This is a genomic window from Luteimonas sp. AC640a, from assembly GCF_979256585.1.
Genome location: NZ_CEEDOV010000022.1, coordinates 156,431 through 173,718, shown reverse-complemented (window position 1 = coordinate 173,718; position 17,288 = coordinate 156,431). Strand labels below are relative to the sequence as shown.

Genomic DNA, 17,288 nt, shown 5'->3' with positions numbered 1-17,288 from the left:
CGCAATGCAGCATTCGCCTCGCTCGGCGGCGGTTCTGAACCGGCTTGCGCGGGTGACAGGTTGTTCGAGTCGATTCCGGACGCGTGCACCCTCGAACTGCGGCCGCGAGACCCGGCTTTACCTTGAGCGAGGCCAACGCCCGCCAATCGATCGCAGCACCGGTGCCGCGGCAACCAACCCGGCCCTCCGGGAGAGATCGAAACGCGCAGCGCACGGGATGCGGGCCCGGTTTCTACGGGCGGAACTCCATGCGCGCGCTCGTCCGCACCAGGGCGCGGTGTTTCTGAAGGAAAGGAGCAGCGCGGCACCTGACACCTCGCGCTCGATTCCACGGAGAACCGCCTCTCGGCGCGGTGACGCTTGGTTCGTTGAGGTCTCGCCGCAGACCTTGGACGGGGTCGGTAGAGCGCCCGGCCCTCCTCCAGTTCCCCTGCCCCCAGGCGGGCACGTCGTCCTGGCGGAAGACGGGCGACGGCGCCGTGCGGGATCGGCGTCGAGATCAGCGCTGTCGACACCGCCTCCAATCCTTCGGAGGCTTTCGTGATCTAGGTGGCGGAGCCGGCCGATAAGCCGGGTTTTGTCGTGGACAGTCATTCCTCTAGGCGCACCGTCACCGGTACGCTCGAGCAACCTACCCGGACCCGACGCGGGCAACGTCATGAGGTCCCTATTTGGTCTTGCTCCAGGTGGGGTTTGCCGTGCCGGTCTGTTACCAGACTCGCGGTGCGCTCTTACCGCACCATTTCACCCTTGCCGTCCTGCCGAAGCAGTCTTGGGCGGTATCTTTCTGTTGCACTTTCCGTCGGCTCGCGCCGCCCAGGCGTTACCTGGCACCTTGCCCTGTGGAGCCCGGACTTTCCTCGGCACCGCCGGATGCGAGCACCCGTGGTGACGCGACTGTCTGGCCGACTCCGCCGCGTGCATTCTCGCACGGGACGACCCACCGCAGCCGTCAAAATCAGCCCGGCACGACGCGTCGTCGTGCGGCAGCACGATCATTGCGCCGCGAAGACCCGCGCGGGCAGACCCTCAGATCGCGCCCAGTGCCCACCCGCACAGCGCCATGGCCGGCACCAGCAGCCAGACAGGCATGCGCAGCCCGACCAGCGCCAGCAGCGCGACACACACCAGCGCCACGTCGTTCCAGCCCGCCACCGCGCTGGTCCACAGCGGATCGTAAAGCGCGGCCAGCAGCAGTCCGACCACCGCGGCATTGACGCCCGCCAGCGCGGCACGCATGTGCCGCCATCGACGGACCCGTTGCCAGGCCGGCTGCACGCCCACGACCAGCAGCAGTCCGGGCAGGAAGATCGCCACCAGCGCCAGCAACCCACCCGCCCAACCGCCTGGCCCCGCCTGCATGCCTGCACCGAGGAAGCCGGCGAACGCGAACAGCGGCCCCGGCAGCGCCTGCGCGGCCCCATAACCGGCGAGGAACGAGGTCTCGGTCATCCAACCCGGCGCCACCACAGTGGCCTCGAGTAGCGGCAGCACCACATGGCCGCCGCCGAACACCCAGGCCCCGGCGCGATAGAAGGCTGCGAACGTAGCGGCACTGGAGGTCGGCAGCGTGTGGGCCAGCAGCGGCAGACCCAGTAGCAGGACCGCGAACAGCGACAGCGCGAACCGCGCCGGCCATCGCGACCCGGAGACCGGTGCGTTCCCAGTCGGCACGCGGTCATCGATGCGCCACCATCCGGCGCCCAGCACCGCGCCCACGGCGATCACCAGCAGTTGCATGCCGGCAAAGGGCCAAAGCACCAGTGCGGTCGCCGCGGACAGCGCCACCACCATGGCGGCAGACCGACGGCAGAACACCTGCGCCATCGTCCACACGGCCTGCGCGACCACGGCGACCGCCACCAGTTTCAGACCGTGCACCATGCCCGCCGGCAATCCGTTGTCCGAATGCAACAGGCCCAGCGCGAACCCGATCATCAGCAGCGCCGACGGCAGGGTGAAGCCGCACCACGCCGCGAGGGCGCCCCGCAGCCCCGCCCAACGCAGGCCCAGCGCCATGCCGACCTGGCTGCTGGCGGGACCCGGCAGGCACTGGCACAACGCGACGAGCTCCGCGTAATCCGCCTCGTCCAGCCAGCGCCGGCGAACGACGAACTCGTCGCGGAAGAACGCCAGATGCGCCACGGGACCGCCGAACGAGGTCAGACCCAGTCGCAGGACACCCCGAAGATGCGGGCGGGCGTGATGCCCGGCCCGGCCGGGCCGGCGCGCGCGGTCACGGGTCGGACGGCGCGCCGTAGAGCGACTTGCGCGGCGCCCCGGTGATGTCGGCGGCGAGCTTGGCAGCCAGCGACGGCTTCATCTCGCGGCTCAGCAGGGCGTAGACGCGGCGGCCTTCGGCCAGCCGTGCATCGACGTCGTCGCCTGCGCCTTCGATCAGCACGACGAACTCGCCCTTGCGCTGATCGGCCTCGCCTGCGACGCGCGCGGCGAGTGCTTCCAGCGGGCCGTCGAGCACGGTTTCGAAGAGCTTGGTGAGCTCGCGCGCGACCACCGCCGGACGCGCGCCGCCAAAGGCCTGGACTGCATCGGCCAGCATCTCTTCGATGCGGTGCGAGGACTCGTAGAACAGCACCGTGCGCGGCTCGGAGGCGAGCGTCTGCAGGCGTTCGCGGCGCGCCCCGGCCTTGGCCGGCAGGAAGCCCTCGAACACGAACCGGTCGCTCGGCAGGCCGGCGACGCTCAAGGCGGCGATCAGCGCGCTCGGCCCCGGCACCGGCGAGACGCGCAGACCCGCTTCGCGTGCCGCACGCACCAGCCGGAAACCGGGATCGCTGACCAGCGGCGTGCCGGCATCGCTGACCAGCGCCAGCGATTCGCCGGCTTGCAAGCGCTCGACCAGGCGCGCGGCCAGACCGTCCTCGTTGTGCTCGTGCAGCGCGATCAGCGGGCGCTCGATGCCGAAATGGCAGAGCAGCTGGCGCGTGTGCCGGGTGTCCTCGGCGCAGATCGCGTCGACACTGCGCAGCACTGCCTGCGCGCGCGGCGACAGGTCGCCCAGATTGCCGATCGGGGTCGCCACGACGTGCAGGACGCCGGGGGCGCGGGAAGGGTCGCTCATCGTCTGCACACCGGGAACGCTAGAATGCGCCCATTATCCCGCAGCGGAACCGCGACATGGCAGCAACGGCCCAGCCTTCGAACGCCCGCACGCGCACGCCGCGCGCCGTCGGTGCGCCGCCCCGCGCTCTGCGCCTGCTCACCGGCGCCGCGCTGGCCGCGGTGCTCGCCAGCTGCGCGACCGTGCAGACCACCGGCAGCGCCGGCCCGGTCGCGGCCCCGTCGGAAGCCCCGGCGGCGCCGGGTCGCTGGACCTTCGACGACACCCGCCCCGCCGCCGAACGCGACGGCTACCGCCCGCCACGCAAGCTCGCCGTGCTGCTGCCGATGAGTGGTGCACTCGCGACCGCCGCTGCGCCGGTGCGCGACGGCCTGTTGGCCGGCTATTACGGCGAGCGCCGTGAGCGCCCCGAACTCGCGTTCTATGACACCGCCGGCACCGCGGCCGGCACTGCGAACGCGTACAGCCGCGCGATCGCCGAAGGCGCTGACCAGGTCGTCGGCCCGCTCGGCCGCGAGGAAGTCGACGCGCTGTTCCACAGCCCTGCGCAAGTGCCGGTGATCGCGCTCAACCGCGGCTCCGTGCAGGCACCGGACAACGCGGCCGCGTTCTCGCTGGCGCCCGAAGACGAGGGCGACGCCGCCGCGCAGTACCTGCTCAAGCGCAACGCGCGCAACGTGCTGGTGCTCAGCAACGGTGAAGACGCCGCGCGGCGCAGTGTCGATGCGCTGACCGCGCGTCTGGCCCAGAACGGCGGCAGCGTCGTGGCGACACTCGCGATCATTGGCGACACCCCGGTCGACCAGACGCCTGCGCTGCAGAACGCGCTGGCCAGTGGCGCCGGTGTCGATGCGGTGTATCTCGCGATCCGCGGCAACCAGGCGCGTGTGCTGGCGCCGCAGCTGTCGGTCGCGGGGCTGGCCACGCGTCCCCGCGTCGGCAGCTCGCTGCTGGCGCAGGGCACCGGCAAGGCGGAGGAGGACCAGATCCTCGACGGCATCGTGTTCCCGACCGAAAGCTGGTCGACCGGCGCCAGCGCGCGTTCGCTGCCCCCCCTCAGCACCGTGTCGCAAGACCTGCCGACCGCACGTGGTGGCGCTGCGCGCCTGTTCGCGTTCGGCTTCGACGCCTGGCTGCTGAGCGGCTATCTCGAGCATCTCGCCCGCACGCCCGATGCCGCCATCGGCGGCGCGACCGGCATGTTGCGCATCGCCGGCGACGGCAACGTCATGCGCCAGCCCGCATGGGCGACGTGGCGCAACGGCTACGTGGTGCCGCAGGCGGACGCCGGCGGTTGAACGACCGGCGGCGCGATGGCGCTGCCGTCGAGCGGGCAGCGGCCGCGCACCTGCAGGCCGCTGGCCTGCGCCCGATTGCGGCCAACGTCGGTTTCCGCGGCGGCGAACTGGATCTGGTGATGCTCGATGCGCGCGGCGTTTCGCGCGTCGTCGTGTTCGTCGAAGTGCGTCACCGACGCACCGCGGCGTTCGGCGGCGGCGCTGCTTCTATCGATGCCGGCAAACGCCGTCGACTGGTGCTGGCCGCGCAGCAGTTCCTGCTCCGCGAGCGCGGTCTGCGCGATCTGCCATGTCGCTTCGATGTGGTGGAAGCGAGCGGCGATGCGGAAGCGCCGACGCTGCGGTGGATCGAGGATGCGTTTCGCGCGGATGATTGATCCGTCCTGACAGTTCGCGCCTCTGCTTGGTGTTCGATTGTTCGTGCCGTCGTGGACTTGCGTTGGCGGGTGCCCGGCCCTGGCCTCGCTGTTGCTTCGGCTTCGGCTTCGGCTTCGGCTTCGGCTTCGGCTTTGGCTTTGGCTTTAGCTTTTGATCTGAATCGAGCCGTAAAGCGAGCCGAGCATCGCAGGGCGGCGGGGTCGAAGAGCAGCCCATGTCTGAGCGCAGCGAGTTTGGGCTGCGGAACCGTGAAGGTCCCAATGTGCCCCGTCGTCCGAGAAGCGCAGGGGACCGCCGCGGCTGTATCGCGGCGGATCGCGTCCGGCGAAGACGGTTTTGCTTACTTTTGCCAAGACAAAAGTAAGCCGCGCGACAGCGCGGAAGCCCTGTACTTGATCTTCGCCCTAGGGCGAGGTCGTCTGAAAAGATCGAATCCAACGATTCAAGCCAAGCCAGAGCCAAAGGCTTGAAGCGAACAGCAAGTACAGAGCTTTCGCCCGCTACGCGTGCGAGTTCCTTTTTGACGGGCCAAAAAGGGAACCAAAAACCCCCTTCGCCGGACGCGAGCCGACGCGATGAAGCCGCGTCGGTTCCCTCCGCGCCTCGCCTGACGTGGCACGCAGCCCAAACTCGCTGCGCTCAGACATGGGCTGCTCTTCGGCCACCCCAGGCTCCGGTGCTCGGCTCGCTTTACGGCTCGATTGATAGCAAAGAGCAAAAAGCAAAAGCCAAAACCGAAGCAAACCATAACAGCAGCAAGATCAAAATGGATTCCCGCTTTCGCGGGAATGACGGCGGTGGACCGAGGCCGAGATTCGCTAGGGACGGACGGCGCAGGCGACGACACAAACAAGCGCAAGGCTGACCCCACAACAGAAACGGCCCCGCAAGCGGGGCCGTTTCATCAATCCATCGTCACCCGCCAATCAGGCGCGCAACACCCCCGGCAACCACAGCGACATCCCCGGGAACAACGCCACGAGCAGCAACACGGCAAAGCCCGCCAGCCAGAACGGCCAGATCGTGCGCATGCTCTCGACGACGGTGATCTTGCCGATGGCGGTACCGATGAACAGCACCGAGCCCACCGGCGGCGTCACCAGACCCAGGCCGCCGGCGAGGACCAGCACCAGGCCAAAGTGGATCGGATCGATGCCGTAGGCGCGTGCGACCGGCAGGAAGATCGGTGTGCAGATCAGGATCAGTGGCGCGAGATCCATGAATGTGCCGAGCAACAGCAGCACGATGATGATCATCAGCAACACGGCGAGTTTGCTGTGTGCGAACGACTGCAGGAAGTCCACGGCGGCAGACGGGACCTGCAGATACGCCAGCAGCCAGCCGAACACCGACGCGGTGGCGATGACGAACAGGATCACGCCCGTGCTGCGCGCCGCGTGGACGATCGTCTCCCTGAACTCGCGCAGCTTGAGCTGGCGGTAGAGCACGATCGTCACCAGCAGCGCGTAGACCACGGCCACCGCCGCGCTTTCGACCGCGGTGAAAATGCCCATGCGGATGCCGACGAAGATCAGCGCGACCAGGCCGAGACCGGGCAGTGCCGACACCAGCCGCACCAGCACTGCGCGCCAGCCCGGAAAGATCTCCACGCCGTAACCACGCTGCCGCGCGACCAGATACCCGGTCACCATCAGCGCCGCCGTCATCAGCAGCGCGGGCATGATGCCGGCCGCGAACAGGTCGGCGATCGACAGGCCGCCACCGGCCGCCGCGGTATACAGGATCAGGTTGTGCGAGGGCGGCACCAGTAGCGCGACCAGCGCCGCGGTGATGCTGACGTTGACCGCGAAGTCGCGGTCGTAGCCGCGCTTGACCATCTGCGGAATCATCGTGCCACCGACCGCGGAGACGTCCGCGATCGCCGAGCCCGACACACCACCGAAGAACAGCGACGACAGGATAGACACCTGGCCCAGGCCGCCGCGCATGCGCCCGACCAGCGACGACGCCAGCGAGATGAGTCGCTCGGAAATGCCGCCGCGCATCATGATCTCGCCGGCGAAGATGAAGAGCGGAATCGCGATCAGCGAGGCGGTGCCGATACCGGCCGACACCTGCTGTACCAGCACGATCGATGGCAGATCGAGATACAGCAACGTTGCCAGCGCGGCGGCGGCGAGCGCGAACGCCACCGGCACGCCGAGCATCAGCAGGACTGCGAACACAATAAACAGAAGCGCGATGGCCATATCAGTGCGTCTCCCCGGACGGCGCGGTGCGCAGCACGCCCATGAATTGATCGAGTGCGAACACCACCATCAGCGCACCCCCGAGCGACAACGGCAGATAATTGATGCTCTGCGGCATGGCCGCCCCGGCCGCCTTGATATGCATGCCGTCGAACAACAGCACTGCGCCCCAGTACGCGATGACCGCGCCGATCGCGATGATCACCAGCGGGATCAGCAAATCCACCAGCTTGCGGATCGTCGGCCGCATGTGTTCCTGCAGCAGAAAGAACCCGAAGTGCCGCCTGGTGTGCACACCGGCTGCGGCCCCGAGGCTCATGGCGGTCGCCAGCAGCAGCAGGGTCACCGGCTCGGTCCAGCTCGGTGAATCATTGATCACATAGCGAGCGAACACCTGCCAGCCCTGCACGATCACCAGCCCGAACAGGGCGGTGGCGGCAATGGCGATGACGGCGTCGGCCAGGCGATCGAGCGCGCGTTTCGGCGCGTCTTCGGGCGCGAGGGTCGTGTCTTCGGACATCGTGGATTCCCGTGTCGGATTCTGTCGAATCAGGCGAGGTCGCGAATGCGACGGTAGAGAGCCTGCAGGTCCGGCTGCTGCAGGTAGCGGTCGCGGATCGGTTGCGCCGCGGCGCGGAAGGCGTCCATGTCGACATCGTTGAACTCGATGCCGTAGTCGGCAACCGACTGGCGGGCCGCGCCTTCGGATGCGTCCCACAAATGGCGCATCACCGGCACCGACGCCCGCGCGGTATCGATCAGGAGATCGCGATCGCCCGGACGCAAGGCGTCCAGCGACCGGCGCGAGATCAGCAGGATGTCCGGCGCATACGAATGCTCACTCTGCGACCAGTAATGCGCGGCTTCGAAATGGCGGCTGGAATGGAAGCTGCGCATGTTGTTCTCGGCGCCGTCGATCATGTGCGTCTCCATTCCGGAGAACGTGTCGCCCAGCGACATCGGCGTCGGATTCGCGCCCAGCAGACGCACCAGGTCGATGAACATGTCGGAGGAGGCGACGCGCAGCTTCAGACCGTGCAGGTCCTTGGGCGTCACGATCGGATGGCGCGTGTTGTAGAAGCAGCGCGCGCCGCTGTCGTAAACCGCCAGGCCGACGAGATCGCGCGTAGCGAATCCGTCGAGCACGCTCTGCGCCACGCCGCTATCGAGCGCATGCCGCATGTGGGCGACCGAGTCGAACGCGTACGGCAGACACAGCGCCGTGGTCAACGGGAATGCATTGTTCAGTGCGCCGGCATAGACGCGGGTCATGTCGATCGCGCCGTAGCGCGCCATGTCGATCGCCTCTGCCTCGCGGCCGAGCTGGCCGGAGTGGTACTGCCGCAGGCGCACGCGTCCACCCGTCTCGCGCGCCATCGTCTCGCCGATCCACTTGACCGCCTCGACGGTGGGGTAGTTGGCGACGTGGACATCGGTGGCGGTCAGCACCACGCTCGCCTCGTCGGCACGCAACACGGACGGCAGCAAGGGCGCCGCACAGGCCGCACCGAGTCCGGCGAGAAATGCGCGCCGCGTCGTCATGCCTTGCCCTCCTCCGCTTGCGGCGTCGCGGCGCGCGCCGTCAGCGCCAGTTCGCCGTAACCTGCGAACACCACGCGGGCGCGCTGGCCCGGCAGGATGTCGTGGATGCCGGTGGCATTGCCGGTCGCGATCAGCTCGCCGGCTTTCAGTGGACGCCCGCGACGCGCCGAGCGCGACAGGGCGAACGCAAATGCCGCGCGCAGACCGCCGGGCAACGTGGTCGCGCCGCCGGTGCCGACGCGCGTATCGTCGATCCAGCTCTCGGCGGTCAGCGTGGTCTCGTCGAGTGTCGTCCAGTCGGTGATTTCGCCGCCGACCACGAGTCCGTTGTTGTTGCCGAAGTCCGACACCACGACGCGCGGGCCGAGCTGGTTGATCGTGGCCAGCGGGCTGCTGGCGACCTCCAGGCCGATGAACAGTGTCGCCGGCACTGTGGCGGCCTCGTCCGGCGTCCAGTCGATCTTGTCCACCGGTGCATCAGCGTCGAGCCGCAGCACAAATTCGGCCTCGATCGCACCGAAGCCGCCTGCGAAGACGTGGAATTCGGTGGCCTCTGCAGCCTGCTGCAGACGGTTGCGGAACACAGGTCCCAGCAGACGCTCGTCGCCGGAGGCATCGCGCTTTTCCGGCGCGATGTAGCCGACCTTCCAGCCGACCAGCGTTTCAGGCCACTGCGCAATCGCAGCGTCCTGTACGGCGTATGCGGCAACGAGGTCCTCAGGGATGTCGCCGGGGAAGCCGGGCAGCGACTGCCCGGTCCGGCGCGCGTCGAGAAAGGCGTCGACGATGCCGCGGGTGGCGTCGCTCGGCGTCGGATTCGACGTCGACGGATGCGCGGAGACGTTGTTCAAGCGGGTTGCTCCTGGCCTGTGTCCGTTTGCTGCACCGCAGATCGCGGTGCCTGGGGGTGTCTTGTATGGTAAACCGGTGTCATCTTCAATGTGCACTGCGGCAAAAATACGAAGACGCGGTTGGAAGAGGGAGCGGTTGCGATGCGGGAACGCGGGTTTACGGCGCTTTTGTGCAGTTTTCTGCTCGTACTGGGTGCAGCCGCCCATGCTGCACCTGCACGCGACGATGCGGTGCCGAACATCGTCCTGTGGGACAGCGCAGACGACGCGCCGGCAGGCCGCATCACCGAGCGCAGCGATGATCCCGCGGTGCCCGACCGCATCATCGAAGATGTACGCGCGCCTTATCTCGCCGTCTACGCACCCGCGCGCCCGAACGGCACCGCCCTGCTGGTGACGCCCGGCGGCGGCTACGCGCGCATCGTGCTCGACAAGGAAGGCACCGCGCTGGTGCCGGCCTTCGTCGACGCGGCCGGCATCACCCTGTTCGTGCTGCGCTATCGCCTGCCGGACCGCGCGCATGTCGAGGGCGCCGACGCGCCACTGGCAGACGCGCAACGCGCGATGCGCCTGATCCGCGCGCGCGCATCGGAATTCGGCATCGATCCGGCACGCGTGGGCGTCATGGGCTTTTCCGCTGGCGGCCACGTCGCGGCGCGACTGGCGACGACACTCGACGCGGTCTACACCGCCGTCGATGCGGCGGATGCACACTCGCTGCGCCCTGATTTCGCGTTGCTTGTATACCCGGTGATCTCGATGCACACGCCGCTGGCGCATGCCGGCTCGCGCACACGCGTGCTGACTGCGAGCGTGCTATCGCAGGAGATCGCACTCGAGCGTTACTCGCCCGACCAGCATGTCGACGGCCACACGCCGCCGTTGTTCCTGCTGCACGCGCAGGACGACGACGTCGTGCCGGTCGGCAATGCATTGGCGATGCATGCCGCCGCCTTGCGCGCCGGCGTGCCGGCCTCGCTGCACGTGTTTCCGCACGGCGGACACGGCTTCGGCACGCGTGGCGCGACGGGCGCCCTCGCCCGCTGGCCGCAACTCGCCCTCGACTGGATCCAGGAACAGACCGCACCCCCATGACGGACATCCCCACCGATCCCGGCCGCCGCCACTGGTTGCGCGTCAGTGCCGGCGTCGCAGCTCTGACCGCATTGCCTGGCGCATTCGCCGCCGAGACCTCGTCCCGCACCACCGTCGCGCGCGTGCGCGGCGGCAGAATCGGCGGCAACGTCGAGCGCGGTGTGCATGTGTTCCGCGGCGTGCCCTACGGCGCCGATACCGCGAGGCGACGCTGGCTGCCGGCGCTGCGGGAAACCCCCTGGCGCGGCGTGCGCGATGCCTTCGAGTACGGCCCGTCCGCGCCGCAGCGCGGCAGCGACGGCCCCGGCAGCGAGGACTGCCTGCGTCTCAACGTCTGGACGCCCGCGCTGCGCGATGGCGCGAAGCGCCCGGTGCTGGTCTACATCCACGGCGGCGCGTTCAATGCCGGCTCGGGCAGCGATCCGCTCTATGACGGCGGCGCGCTGTGCCGCAGCGGCGATGTCGTAGTGATCACCGTGAACCATCGGCTCAACGCGTTCGGGTATCTGCATCTGCGCGATCTCGGCGACGCTTCATTCGCGCACGCGGGCAACGTCGGCCAGGTGGATCTGGTGCAGGCGCTGGAATGGGTGCGCATGCATGCGTCCGAGTTCGGCGGCGATGCCGGCAACGTCACCGTATTCGGCCAGTCCGGCGGTGGCGCGAAAATCGCGACGCTGATGGCGATGCCGGCCGCGCGCGGGCTGTTCCATCGCGCCTGGACGATGAGTGGCCAGCAGGTCACCGCCGCCGGGCCGCGCGCAGCCACGCAGCGCGCGCAGATCTTTCTCGATGCGCTCGGCATTGCGCCCGGCGACCTCGAGCGGCTGCGCACGCTGCCGATGCAGGCGCTGCTCGATGCCCAGCGCGCGCGCGATCCGTCGCGCGTCGAAGACAGCGCGCTGTATCTGGGGCCTGTCGTCGACACCGTGAATCTGCCGCGCCATCCGTTCTGGCCCGACGCACCGCCGCAGTCGGCTGGCATCCCGATGGTGATCGGCAACACGCGCGACGAGACACGCGCGTTTCTCGGCAACGACCCGGACAATTTCACGCTGACATGGGATGCGTTGCCCGCGAAGCTGCGCACGCAGCAGTTCGTCGATCTGGACCCGGCGGTCGTCGTTGCCGAGTACCGACGCCTATATCCGGGCTACACGCCGTCTGAGGTCTTTTTCGCCGCGACCACTGCCGGGCGCTCGTGGCGTGGCGCGGTGGAGGAGCTCGAAATGCGCGCCCAGCAGGGGCACAACACCTGGGCCTACCAGCTCGACTGGTATCCGCGCACCGACGCAGGCGCACGCCTGCGCGCGTTCCACACTCTCGACATTCCGCTGGTGTTCGGCAACACCGGCGTCCCCGGCGCCAAGACCGGCGACGGCAACGACGCACGCGCGGTCGCGGCGACGATGCGCGGCGCATTGCTGGCCTTTGCGCGCAGTGGCGATCCCAATCATGCTGGGATACCCGCGTGGACGCCGTACTCGATGCCGGCACGCGAAACGATGGTGTTCGATGCCGCGCCACGCCTCGAGGATGACCCCCGCGGCGGTGAGCGTCGCCTCTACCAGCAGGCGCCATTCGTGCAACGAGGTACGCAATGACCCGACGCAATGCCGTCCCCGCGATTGTCGCGGCCACCCTGCTCGCAGGGTGCGCGACGATGCCCGCCGTGGATCCGAACGCGTCGTCGCCTGCATTCCGCCACGCACCCCTCGTGCGCGCGCCCTTCATTGCCGACCCATCGGCGCATGTCTTCGACGGGCGCATTTACGTGTATGGCTCGCATGATGTCGATGAGCCTCCGCGCGACGGCGAGCCGGGCAACGCGTTCGTGATGCGTGATTACCGCGTGCTGTCGATGGCGGGCATCGGCGCACCGGTCACTGTGCATACGCCGGGATTGCGGCTCGAAGACGTGCCGTGGGCGTCGATGCAGCTGTGGGCGCCGGACGCGACCGAACGCGACGGGCGCTACTACCTCTATTTTCCGGCAAAGGACGCGGACGGCATTTTCCGCATCGGCGTCGCCGTGGGCGATCGACCGGAAGGACCGTTCACCGCGCAGCCCGCGCCGATTCCCGGCAGCTACAGCATCGATCCTGCGGTCTTCGCCGATGACGACGGCACGCGCTACCTCTACTTCGGCGGCATCCACGGCGGCCAGCTGCAGCGTTGGGCCTCCGGCACCTACGACGCGTCCGTGGGCACGACCGACCTGCAGCAGCCCGATGCACCGGCGCTGATGCCACGCGTGGCGCGACTGTCCGACGATCTGCTGTCCTTCGCCGAGACGCCGCGCGACGTGCAACTGGTCGACGACACCGGCGCGCCGCTGCGTGGCGGCGATCTCGACCGGCGTTTCTTCGAGGCGGCGTGGCTGCACACGTACGCCGGTCGCTACTACTTCACCTATTCGACCGGCGACACCCACACCATCGCCTACGCGACCGGCGATTCGCCCTACGGTCCGTTTACCTACCGCGGCGTCGTGCTCGCGCCAGTGCAGGGCTGGACCACACATCACTCGATCATCGAGGTCGATGGCCGCTGGCAGCTTTTCTATCACGACACCGAACTGTCGAACCGCACCCACCTGCGCAGCGCGAAGGTTGCCGAGCTGGTCCACGAAGCCGACGGCAGCATCCGCACGATCGAGCCGTTCGTGCGCTGAATCCGGAATATCTTCGCTCGCCTGCAGGAGCGCGCTGGCGCGCGAACGGGGTCGTCCCAATTCCCGTCGCGCGCGCGCCTGCCACAGCCTGGCAACGGCTGCGATGCCCGCCACCGATCTCGATGCCGCGTGTATCGCGCGAGCTCCGCATGACCGACTAGTCCGCGTATAGGAGCGCACTGGGCGCGCGAACGGGGTCGTCCGGACAACGCCCCATCGCGCGCGCGCGTGAGCGCGCTCCTACCAAAGCCTGAAGCGAATCGCGGGAGCCAGTCGCCTCAACGCACCTCGACAACGTTGTTGAGTCGCGTCACTTCCTCGCCGTCACCCGGCAGCGCGATGCGTACGCGTCCACCGCGCGGATCGACGCCGGCCGCGTGTTCCAGACGCAGCGTCGCGTTGCGCGGCTGCAGGTCACGCGGCGCGTCGAGTGCGGGAATGCCTGCACGCGCGAGCTCGCGGCCCCGCGCGTCTTCGAGGATCGCGACGCCGCCCGGCGCATCGATATGGCCGAGGCTGTGCACGGTCACCTCGACCGCGCCATCGACGACGCGCACGTCGCCGCGACCGATGCCGATGTCGGCGCGCATCGCGACCGGCGTGCCGGCTTCGAGCAACTCGAACTCGAACACCTGGGTCTGGCCGGACGCGAACGACAGGTCCACTGACGCGCTCGACTCAAGCGTCACTTCGCGCGCCTGCGCACGACCGTCGATGGTCTCGTCGCCGTTGCGGTCCACACCGCTGGTGATGCGCCAGCGGCCGGGCGCCACGTTCCAGCCGGTCATCGCCGCCTTCGCGGTGCGCGCGCCGGTGTTGTGCGCGATCACCTTGAACGCTTCGCGCGACGGCGCGGACACCAGCAGTGCGACCTGCTCGGCTTGCGCATCGTCGTCGAAGCGCCAGCTCACCGTGTGGCCCGGATACGTGGTGTTGCGTTTCAGCGCGAGACCACCGAGACGGGCGCGCTGCAGGAACTCGCTCGGCGCCTCGACGCGATCCGACCACCAGTGGCCTTCGGTGTTCATGTACTCGCGCATCGCCTTGGCCTGGATGCCGTCGGCATGCAGGGCTTCGAGATACGCCTTGTTGCCGGTCTGCTGCCAGGCGAACACGCTCTGCACGCCGGTGTCGCCGGTGTCGGCCGACTGCTGCAGGCGCGTGCCCCAGTCCTCGCGCTTGCCGAGCAAGTCGACGTAGTTCTCGGCCAGATTCGACAGACCCGCCGGTCCGCTGCGGTCCACGCGGTATTGCAGCGGCTGCAGGTACTTCTCGTCACCGGTCCAGCGCCACGCGGCCCAGTACAGGTGCATGGTGTCGGCGCCGCCGGAGCCGTCGAACAGATCGCCGCCGCGGCGCTCGCCGGTCGCCCAGTTGATCTCGTTCGGCAACTGCCAGGCACCCTTCGCATCGGTGTAGGCGTGGGCGAGATAGCCATCCGCGAGACCGGTGATCATCGCGCGGCTGGTCGGATCGGCGTTGAACACGCCGAGCAGGAATGCCGGATGCAGCACCGGGAACGAGTACGGCTTCTGCCATTGCCAGCGTGGCTCGCGATAGACCTTGTGGCCGCCGAACCAGTTGCTCGAGAACAGCACGTGGCCCTGCGGGTTGCGCAGCACGATCTTCTCGTCGAGATCGCGCACGGTCTCCATCAGGCGCGTCATCGTCAACGGATCGCCCCAGTTGAGCAGCGCCATCGCGCTGTTGGTGTTGATGCCTTCCTCGTAGGCGTGCAGCTCGTCGGTTTCGATCTTCGACAGGCCGCCGGCGAACATGTCGTTCGCGTAGGCCGCGTCGGCGAGCGCGGTGATCGAAGCGTTGAGCTTGTCCGGGATCACGCCCATCAATGCCAGGCCCGGCCACTGCTGCGACAGATCGCTGTCGTCGGAGATGCCGCCACCGAAATCGCCGAACTCGACCTGGCGCTCGTCGATCCACCATTCGATGAAGCGGCGCACGGCCTTGAGATCCTCGAGCTGACGGAACGCCCACAGCGGGACGCCTTCGGGCGCTTCGGGCTGCTCGAACGGCGGCAGTCCCTGGCTGTTGTAGCTCATGTAGTTCCAGTAGCGGCGGCCCAGCTCGTGGCCCGGATCCACCCGCAGCAGATCGCTGATGTCGGCGAATGCGCGGGCATACAGGCGCTGGCGCTTCGACGTGGTGTGTTCCTCGACCAGGAAGCCCCAGTTGTCACGGACCTGGTTGAAGCGGTCGGCGATGTGCTCGGCAATGGCCTCGTCGCGCGGCTTGTAGACCATGCGCACTTCGGCGCCGTCGAGCGCGGCCGCATCGAAGCCTGGCGCGGCCGAAGCGATGCTGATCCACAGGCTGTCCTTGGTCAGGATGCGGTCGCGCATGTCCAGCCACAGCGTGCGCTTCTCGCCCGGCGTCACCGAGACCGACACGTCGATCATGTCGCGCGCCGGCCAGATCGGATCCTTGATGCGGATGTTGAGCGGGATCGCGGCCGCACCGTCCACGCTGTGCGTCGCCGGCAGGTCCAGGGCGGGAATGTCGATGGCGATGCCGTCGAGCCCGTCGTACATGTTTTCCCAGCTGTGCGCCCAGCTGCGGATCAGCGGCTGCGCGGCCGGCGCATTGCCGATGCCCGACGGAATCAGCACGTGCACGACCGGCTGCTTGGCCTCGCGAACCCCCGGTGTCGTCCGTTCGCGGAACGCCGCGCGGCCCGGCAGCGCGAGCACCGTGCTGCGCTCCTCGGGTGCGTAACGGCCCTCGATGAACGCACGCAGATCGGCCAGGTTGGTGTAGTCGATCTCGGCATTGCTGCGGATCGTGTAGGCCTGCTTGACCGAACCTGCGGGCTCGGCGGCATCGCTCACGTGATACGCCCAGATTTCCTGGATCGGGGTTTCCTGCGCGGTATTGGCGAAGCGCAGATGCCCGCCCTGCCGGGTCTCGAAATCATCGACGCTGCGCACCCCGCCCTGGTGCCGCGAGAACAACGGCTGCTGCGTGTCGGCATCGGCCCCGTAGGTCGCTTCGCCGTACGCGGCGCCGCGCAGTTCGATGCGGTTGAAGGGTTCGTCGGGCAGGGTGAGATCCAGCGCCTTGCCGCCGTCGACGTAGGTGTCCCAGTCGGGCAGCTGGAAGTAGTCGTTGCGCCCGCGCAGCCGCGAGCGGTTGTAGACGCCCGGCCAAGTGGTCTCGGCGATGCCGTCGGTGGCCTTCCACATCCACTGCTTCAGATCCTTGGTGTCGGCGAACTCGACCTTGCGGATCGTCGTCACTGGCGTCTCGAGCACCGGCGGCGCGGCGCCGTTCTCCCAGCCGTGCCGGAACAGCCACGCGGCGTGGCGGTCGTTCGGCGCAACCGCGGCCGTCGGCGCGCGGAAACCGCGCACGGCCTGCACGCCGCCGGCATCGAGCATGCGGTCGTGCACGCGGATGTCGTCGAAATCGCTGCCGCGCAGGAAGTTGTAGCGGCTCTGCACCTGGTGCGGCGCGAGAATGCGCGCGGCGAGGCCGAACTGGTCCAGCCCTGCGTCGTAGTCGAAGCCGGCCTGTGCATTCGCCGGGCGGTCTTCGCGCGCGACCTCGCGACCATCGATGTACAGGCGCACGCCGATCGTCTCGTCCCAGGCGAAGGCCACATGCGTCCACGCATCGGCGGCGGGCGCGGTGTCCATCTTGAACGACACGCGCGTGCGCGACAGATTCGCATCGGTCACGAACGCATCGAAGCCCTCGCCGTTCCAGTCGATGCGCAGCCAGGCCATGTCCCAGCTGGAATGGTCTGCATAGCCGACGCGGAAGATCACGAACGGCGCCTCACCGACCGGATCGCGCGACCGCCAGAAGAAGCTCAACGTGCCGCGCGCGGCGTCGATATTTCCGGGCGCGTTCCACGACAGCACGCCATCGTCGTCCCATTCAATCGCGCGGCCCCGCACTCCGTCATCGACCAGGCGCACCTTGTCCTTGAAGTTCGGCACCGGATCACCGGCCGCGGTATCGGCGACGAAATCCTGGTCGGCCGACACGTGGAACAACAGGCGGGGCGTGTCGTCCGCATCGACGGCGGCAGACAGGCCCAACGCGCAGGCAACGGCCAGAACTCGCTTCGACATCTGGTTCAACACTCGGTCTCCTCGACAGCGACGCGCCGGCAACAGCCGACGCCTTTAAAACGGA

At 68.4% G+C, this 17,288-nt stretch carries 12 protein-coding genes and 1 other RNA gene; 5 read left to right on the top strand and 8 right to left on the bottom strand.

Annotated elements, in window-relative coordinates; translation table 11 throughout:
* Positions 1 to 550: 550 nt before the first annotated feature.
* The 3 genes from rnpB to rsmI form a co-directional block, all read right to left on the bottom strand.
* Positions 551 to 913: RNase P RNA component class A (gene rnpB, locus ACZ9YD_RS16715), an RNA gene on the bottom strand.
* Positions 914 to 1,029: 116 nt separating this feature from the next.
* Positions 1,030 to 2,178 (bottom strand): chromate efflux transporter, encoded by a 1,149-nt coding sequence (gene chrA, locus ACZ9YD_RS16710; RefSeq protein WP_465076438.1) that lies wholly within the window; start codon positions 2,176 to 2,178, stop codon positions 1,030 to 1,032.
* A gap of 58 nt (positions 2,179 to 2,236) precedes the next feature.
* Positions 2,237 to 3,082: a 16S rRNA (cytidine(1402)-2'-O)-methyltransferase gene (gene rsmI / locus ACZ9YD_RS16705; protein ID WP_465076398.1), complete on the bottom strand. Its 846-nt coding sequence runs from the start codon at positions 3,080 to 3,082 to the stop codon at positions 2,237 to 2,239.
* Between the two features lie 56 nt (positions 3,083 to 3,138).
* Between rsmI and ACZ9YD_RS16700 the strand changes: the two genes are divergently transcribed.
* Both ACZ9YD_RS16700 and ACZ9YD_RS16695 read left to right on the top strand, forming a co-directional pair.
* Positions 3,139 to 4,380, top strand: coding sequence for a penicillin-binding protein activator (locus tag ACZ9YD_RS16700; RefSeq protein WP_465076397.1), 1,242 nt, complete (start codon positions 3,139 to 3,141; stop codon positions 4,378 to 4,380).
* On the top strand, positions 4,326 to 4,757 hold the full coding sequence (locus ACZ9YD_RS16695) for a YraN family protein (protein ID WP_465076396.1): 432 nt from the start codon (positions 4,326 to 4,328) through the stop codon (positions 4,755 to 4,757). The genes ACZ9YD_RS16700 and ACZ9YD_RS16695 overlap by 55 nt, the downstream gene beginning before the upstream one ends.
* A gap of 927 nt (positions 4,758 to 5,684) precedes the next feature.
* Here ACZ9YD_RS16695 and ACZ9YD_RS16690 read toward each other — a convergent pair.
* The 4 genes from ACZ9YD_RS16690 to ACZ9YD_RS16675 are packed head-to-tail and all read right to left on the bottom strand — an operon-like array spanning position 5,685 to position 9,361.
* Positions 5,685 to 6,968 (bottom strand): TRAP transporter large permease, encoded by a 1,284-nt coding sequence (locus tag ACZ9YD_RS16690; RefSeq protein ID WP_465076395.1) that lies wholly within the window; start codon positions 6,966 to 6,968, stop codon positions 5,685 to 5,687.
* A gap of 1 nt (position 6,969) precedes the next feature.
* Positions 6,970 to 7,488: a TRAP transporter small permease gene (locus tag ACZ9YD_RS16685; protein ID WP_465076394.1), complete on the bottom strand. Its 519-nt coding sequence runs from the start codon at positions 7,486 to 7,488 to the stop codon at positions 6,970 to 6,972.
* Positions 7,489 to 7,517: 29 nt separating this feature from the next.
* Positions 7,518 to 8,510: a TRAP transporter substrate-binding protein gene (locus ACZ9YD_RS16680; protein ID WP_465076393.1), complete on the bottom strand. Its 993-nt coding sequence runs from the start codon at positions 8,508 to 8,510 to the stop codon at positions 7,518 to 7,520.
* Positions 8,507 to 9,361: a 2-keto-4-pentenoate hydratase gene (locus ACZ9YD_RS16675; protein ID WP_465076392.1), complete on the bottom strand. Its 855-nt coding sequence runs from the start codon at positions 9,359 to 9,361 to the stop codon at positions 8,507 to 8,509. The genes ACZ9YD_RS16680 and ACZ9YD_RS16675 overlap by 4 nt, the downstream gene beginning before the upstream one ends.
* Positions 9,362 to 9,502: 141 nt before the next feature.
* Between ACZ9YD_RS16675 and ACZ9YD_RS16670 the strand changes: the two genes are divergently transcribed.
* From ACZ9YD_RS16670 to ACZ9YD_RS16660, 3 genes are read left to right on the top strand one after another with little or no spacing between them, the layout of a single operon-like run.
* On the top strand, positions 9,503 to 10,456 hold the full coding sequence (locus ACZ9YD_RS16670) for an alpha/beta hydrolase (RefSeq protein WP_465076391.1): 954 nt from the start codon (positions 9,503 to 9,505) through the stop codon (positions 10,454 to 10,456).
* Positions 10,453 to 12,060, top strand: a complete 1,608-nt coding sequence (locus tag ACZ9YD_RS16665; RefSeq protein ID WP_465076390.1) for a carboxylesterase/lipase family protein — start codon at positions 10,453 to 10,455, stop codon at positions 12,058 to 12,060. Before ACZ9YD_RS16670 ends, ACZ9YD_RS16665 begins: the two co-directional genes overlap by 4 nt.
* Before the next feature lie 59 nt (positions 12,061 to 12,119).
* Entirely contained in the window at positions 12,120 to 13,130 is a 1,011-nt protein-coding gene (locus ACZ9YD_RS16660; RefSeq protein WP_465076437.1) for a glycoside hydrolase family 43 protein, read from the top strand.
* Between the two features lie 278 nt (positions 13,131 to 13,408).
* Here the strand turns inward: ACZ9YD_RS16660 and ACZ9YD_RS16655 are convergent, their stop codons facing one another.
* The gene (locus tag ACZ9YD_RS16655; protein ID WP_465076389.1) at positions 13,409 to 17,224 is read right to left on the bottom strand and encodes a LamG-like jellyroll fold domain-containing protein; all 3,816 of its coding nucleotides are present in this window, start codon (positions 17,222 to 17,224) and stop codon (positions 13,409 to 13,411) included.
* Positions 17,225 to 17,288 lie beyond the last annotated feature (64 nt).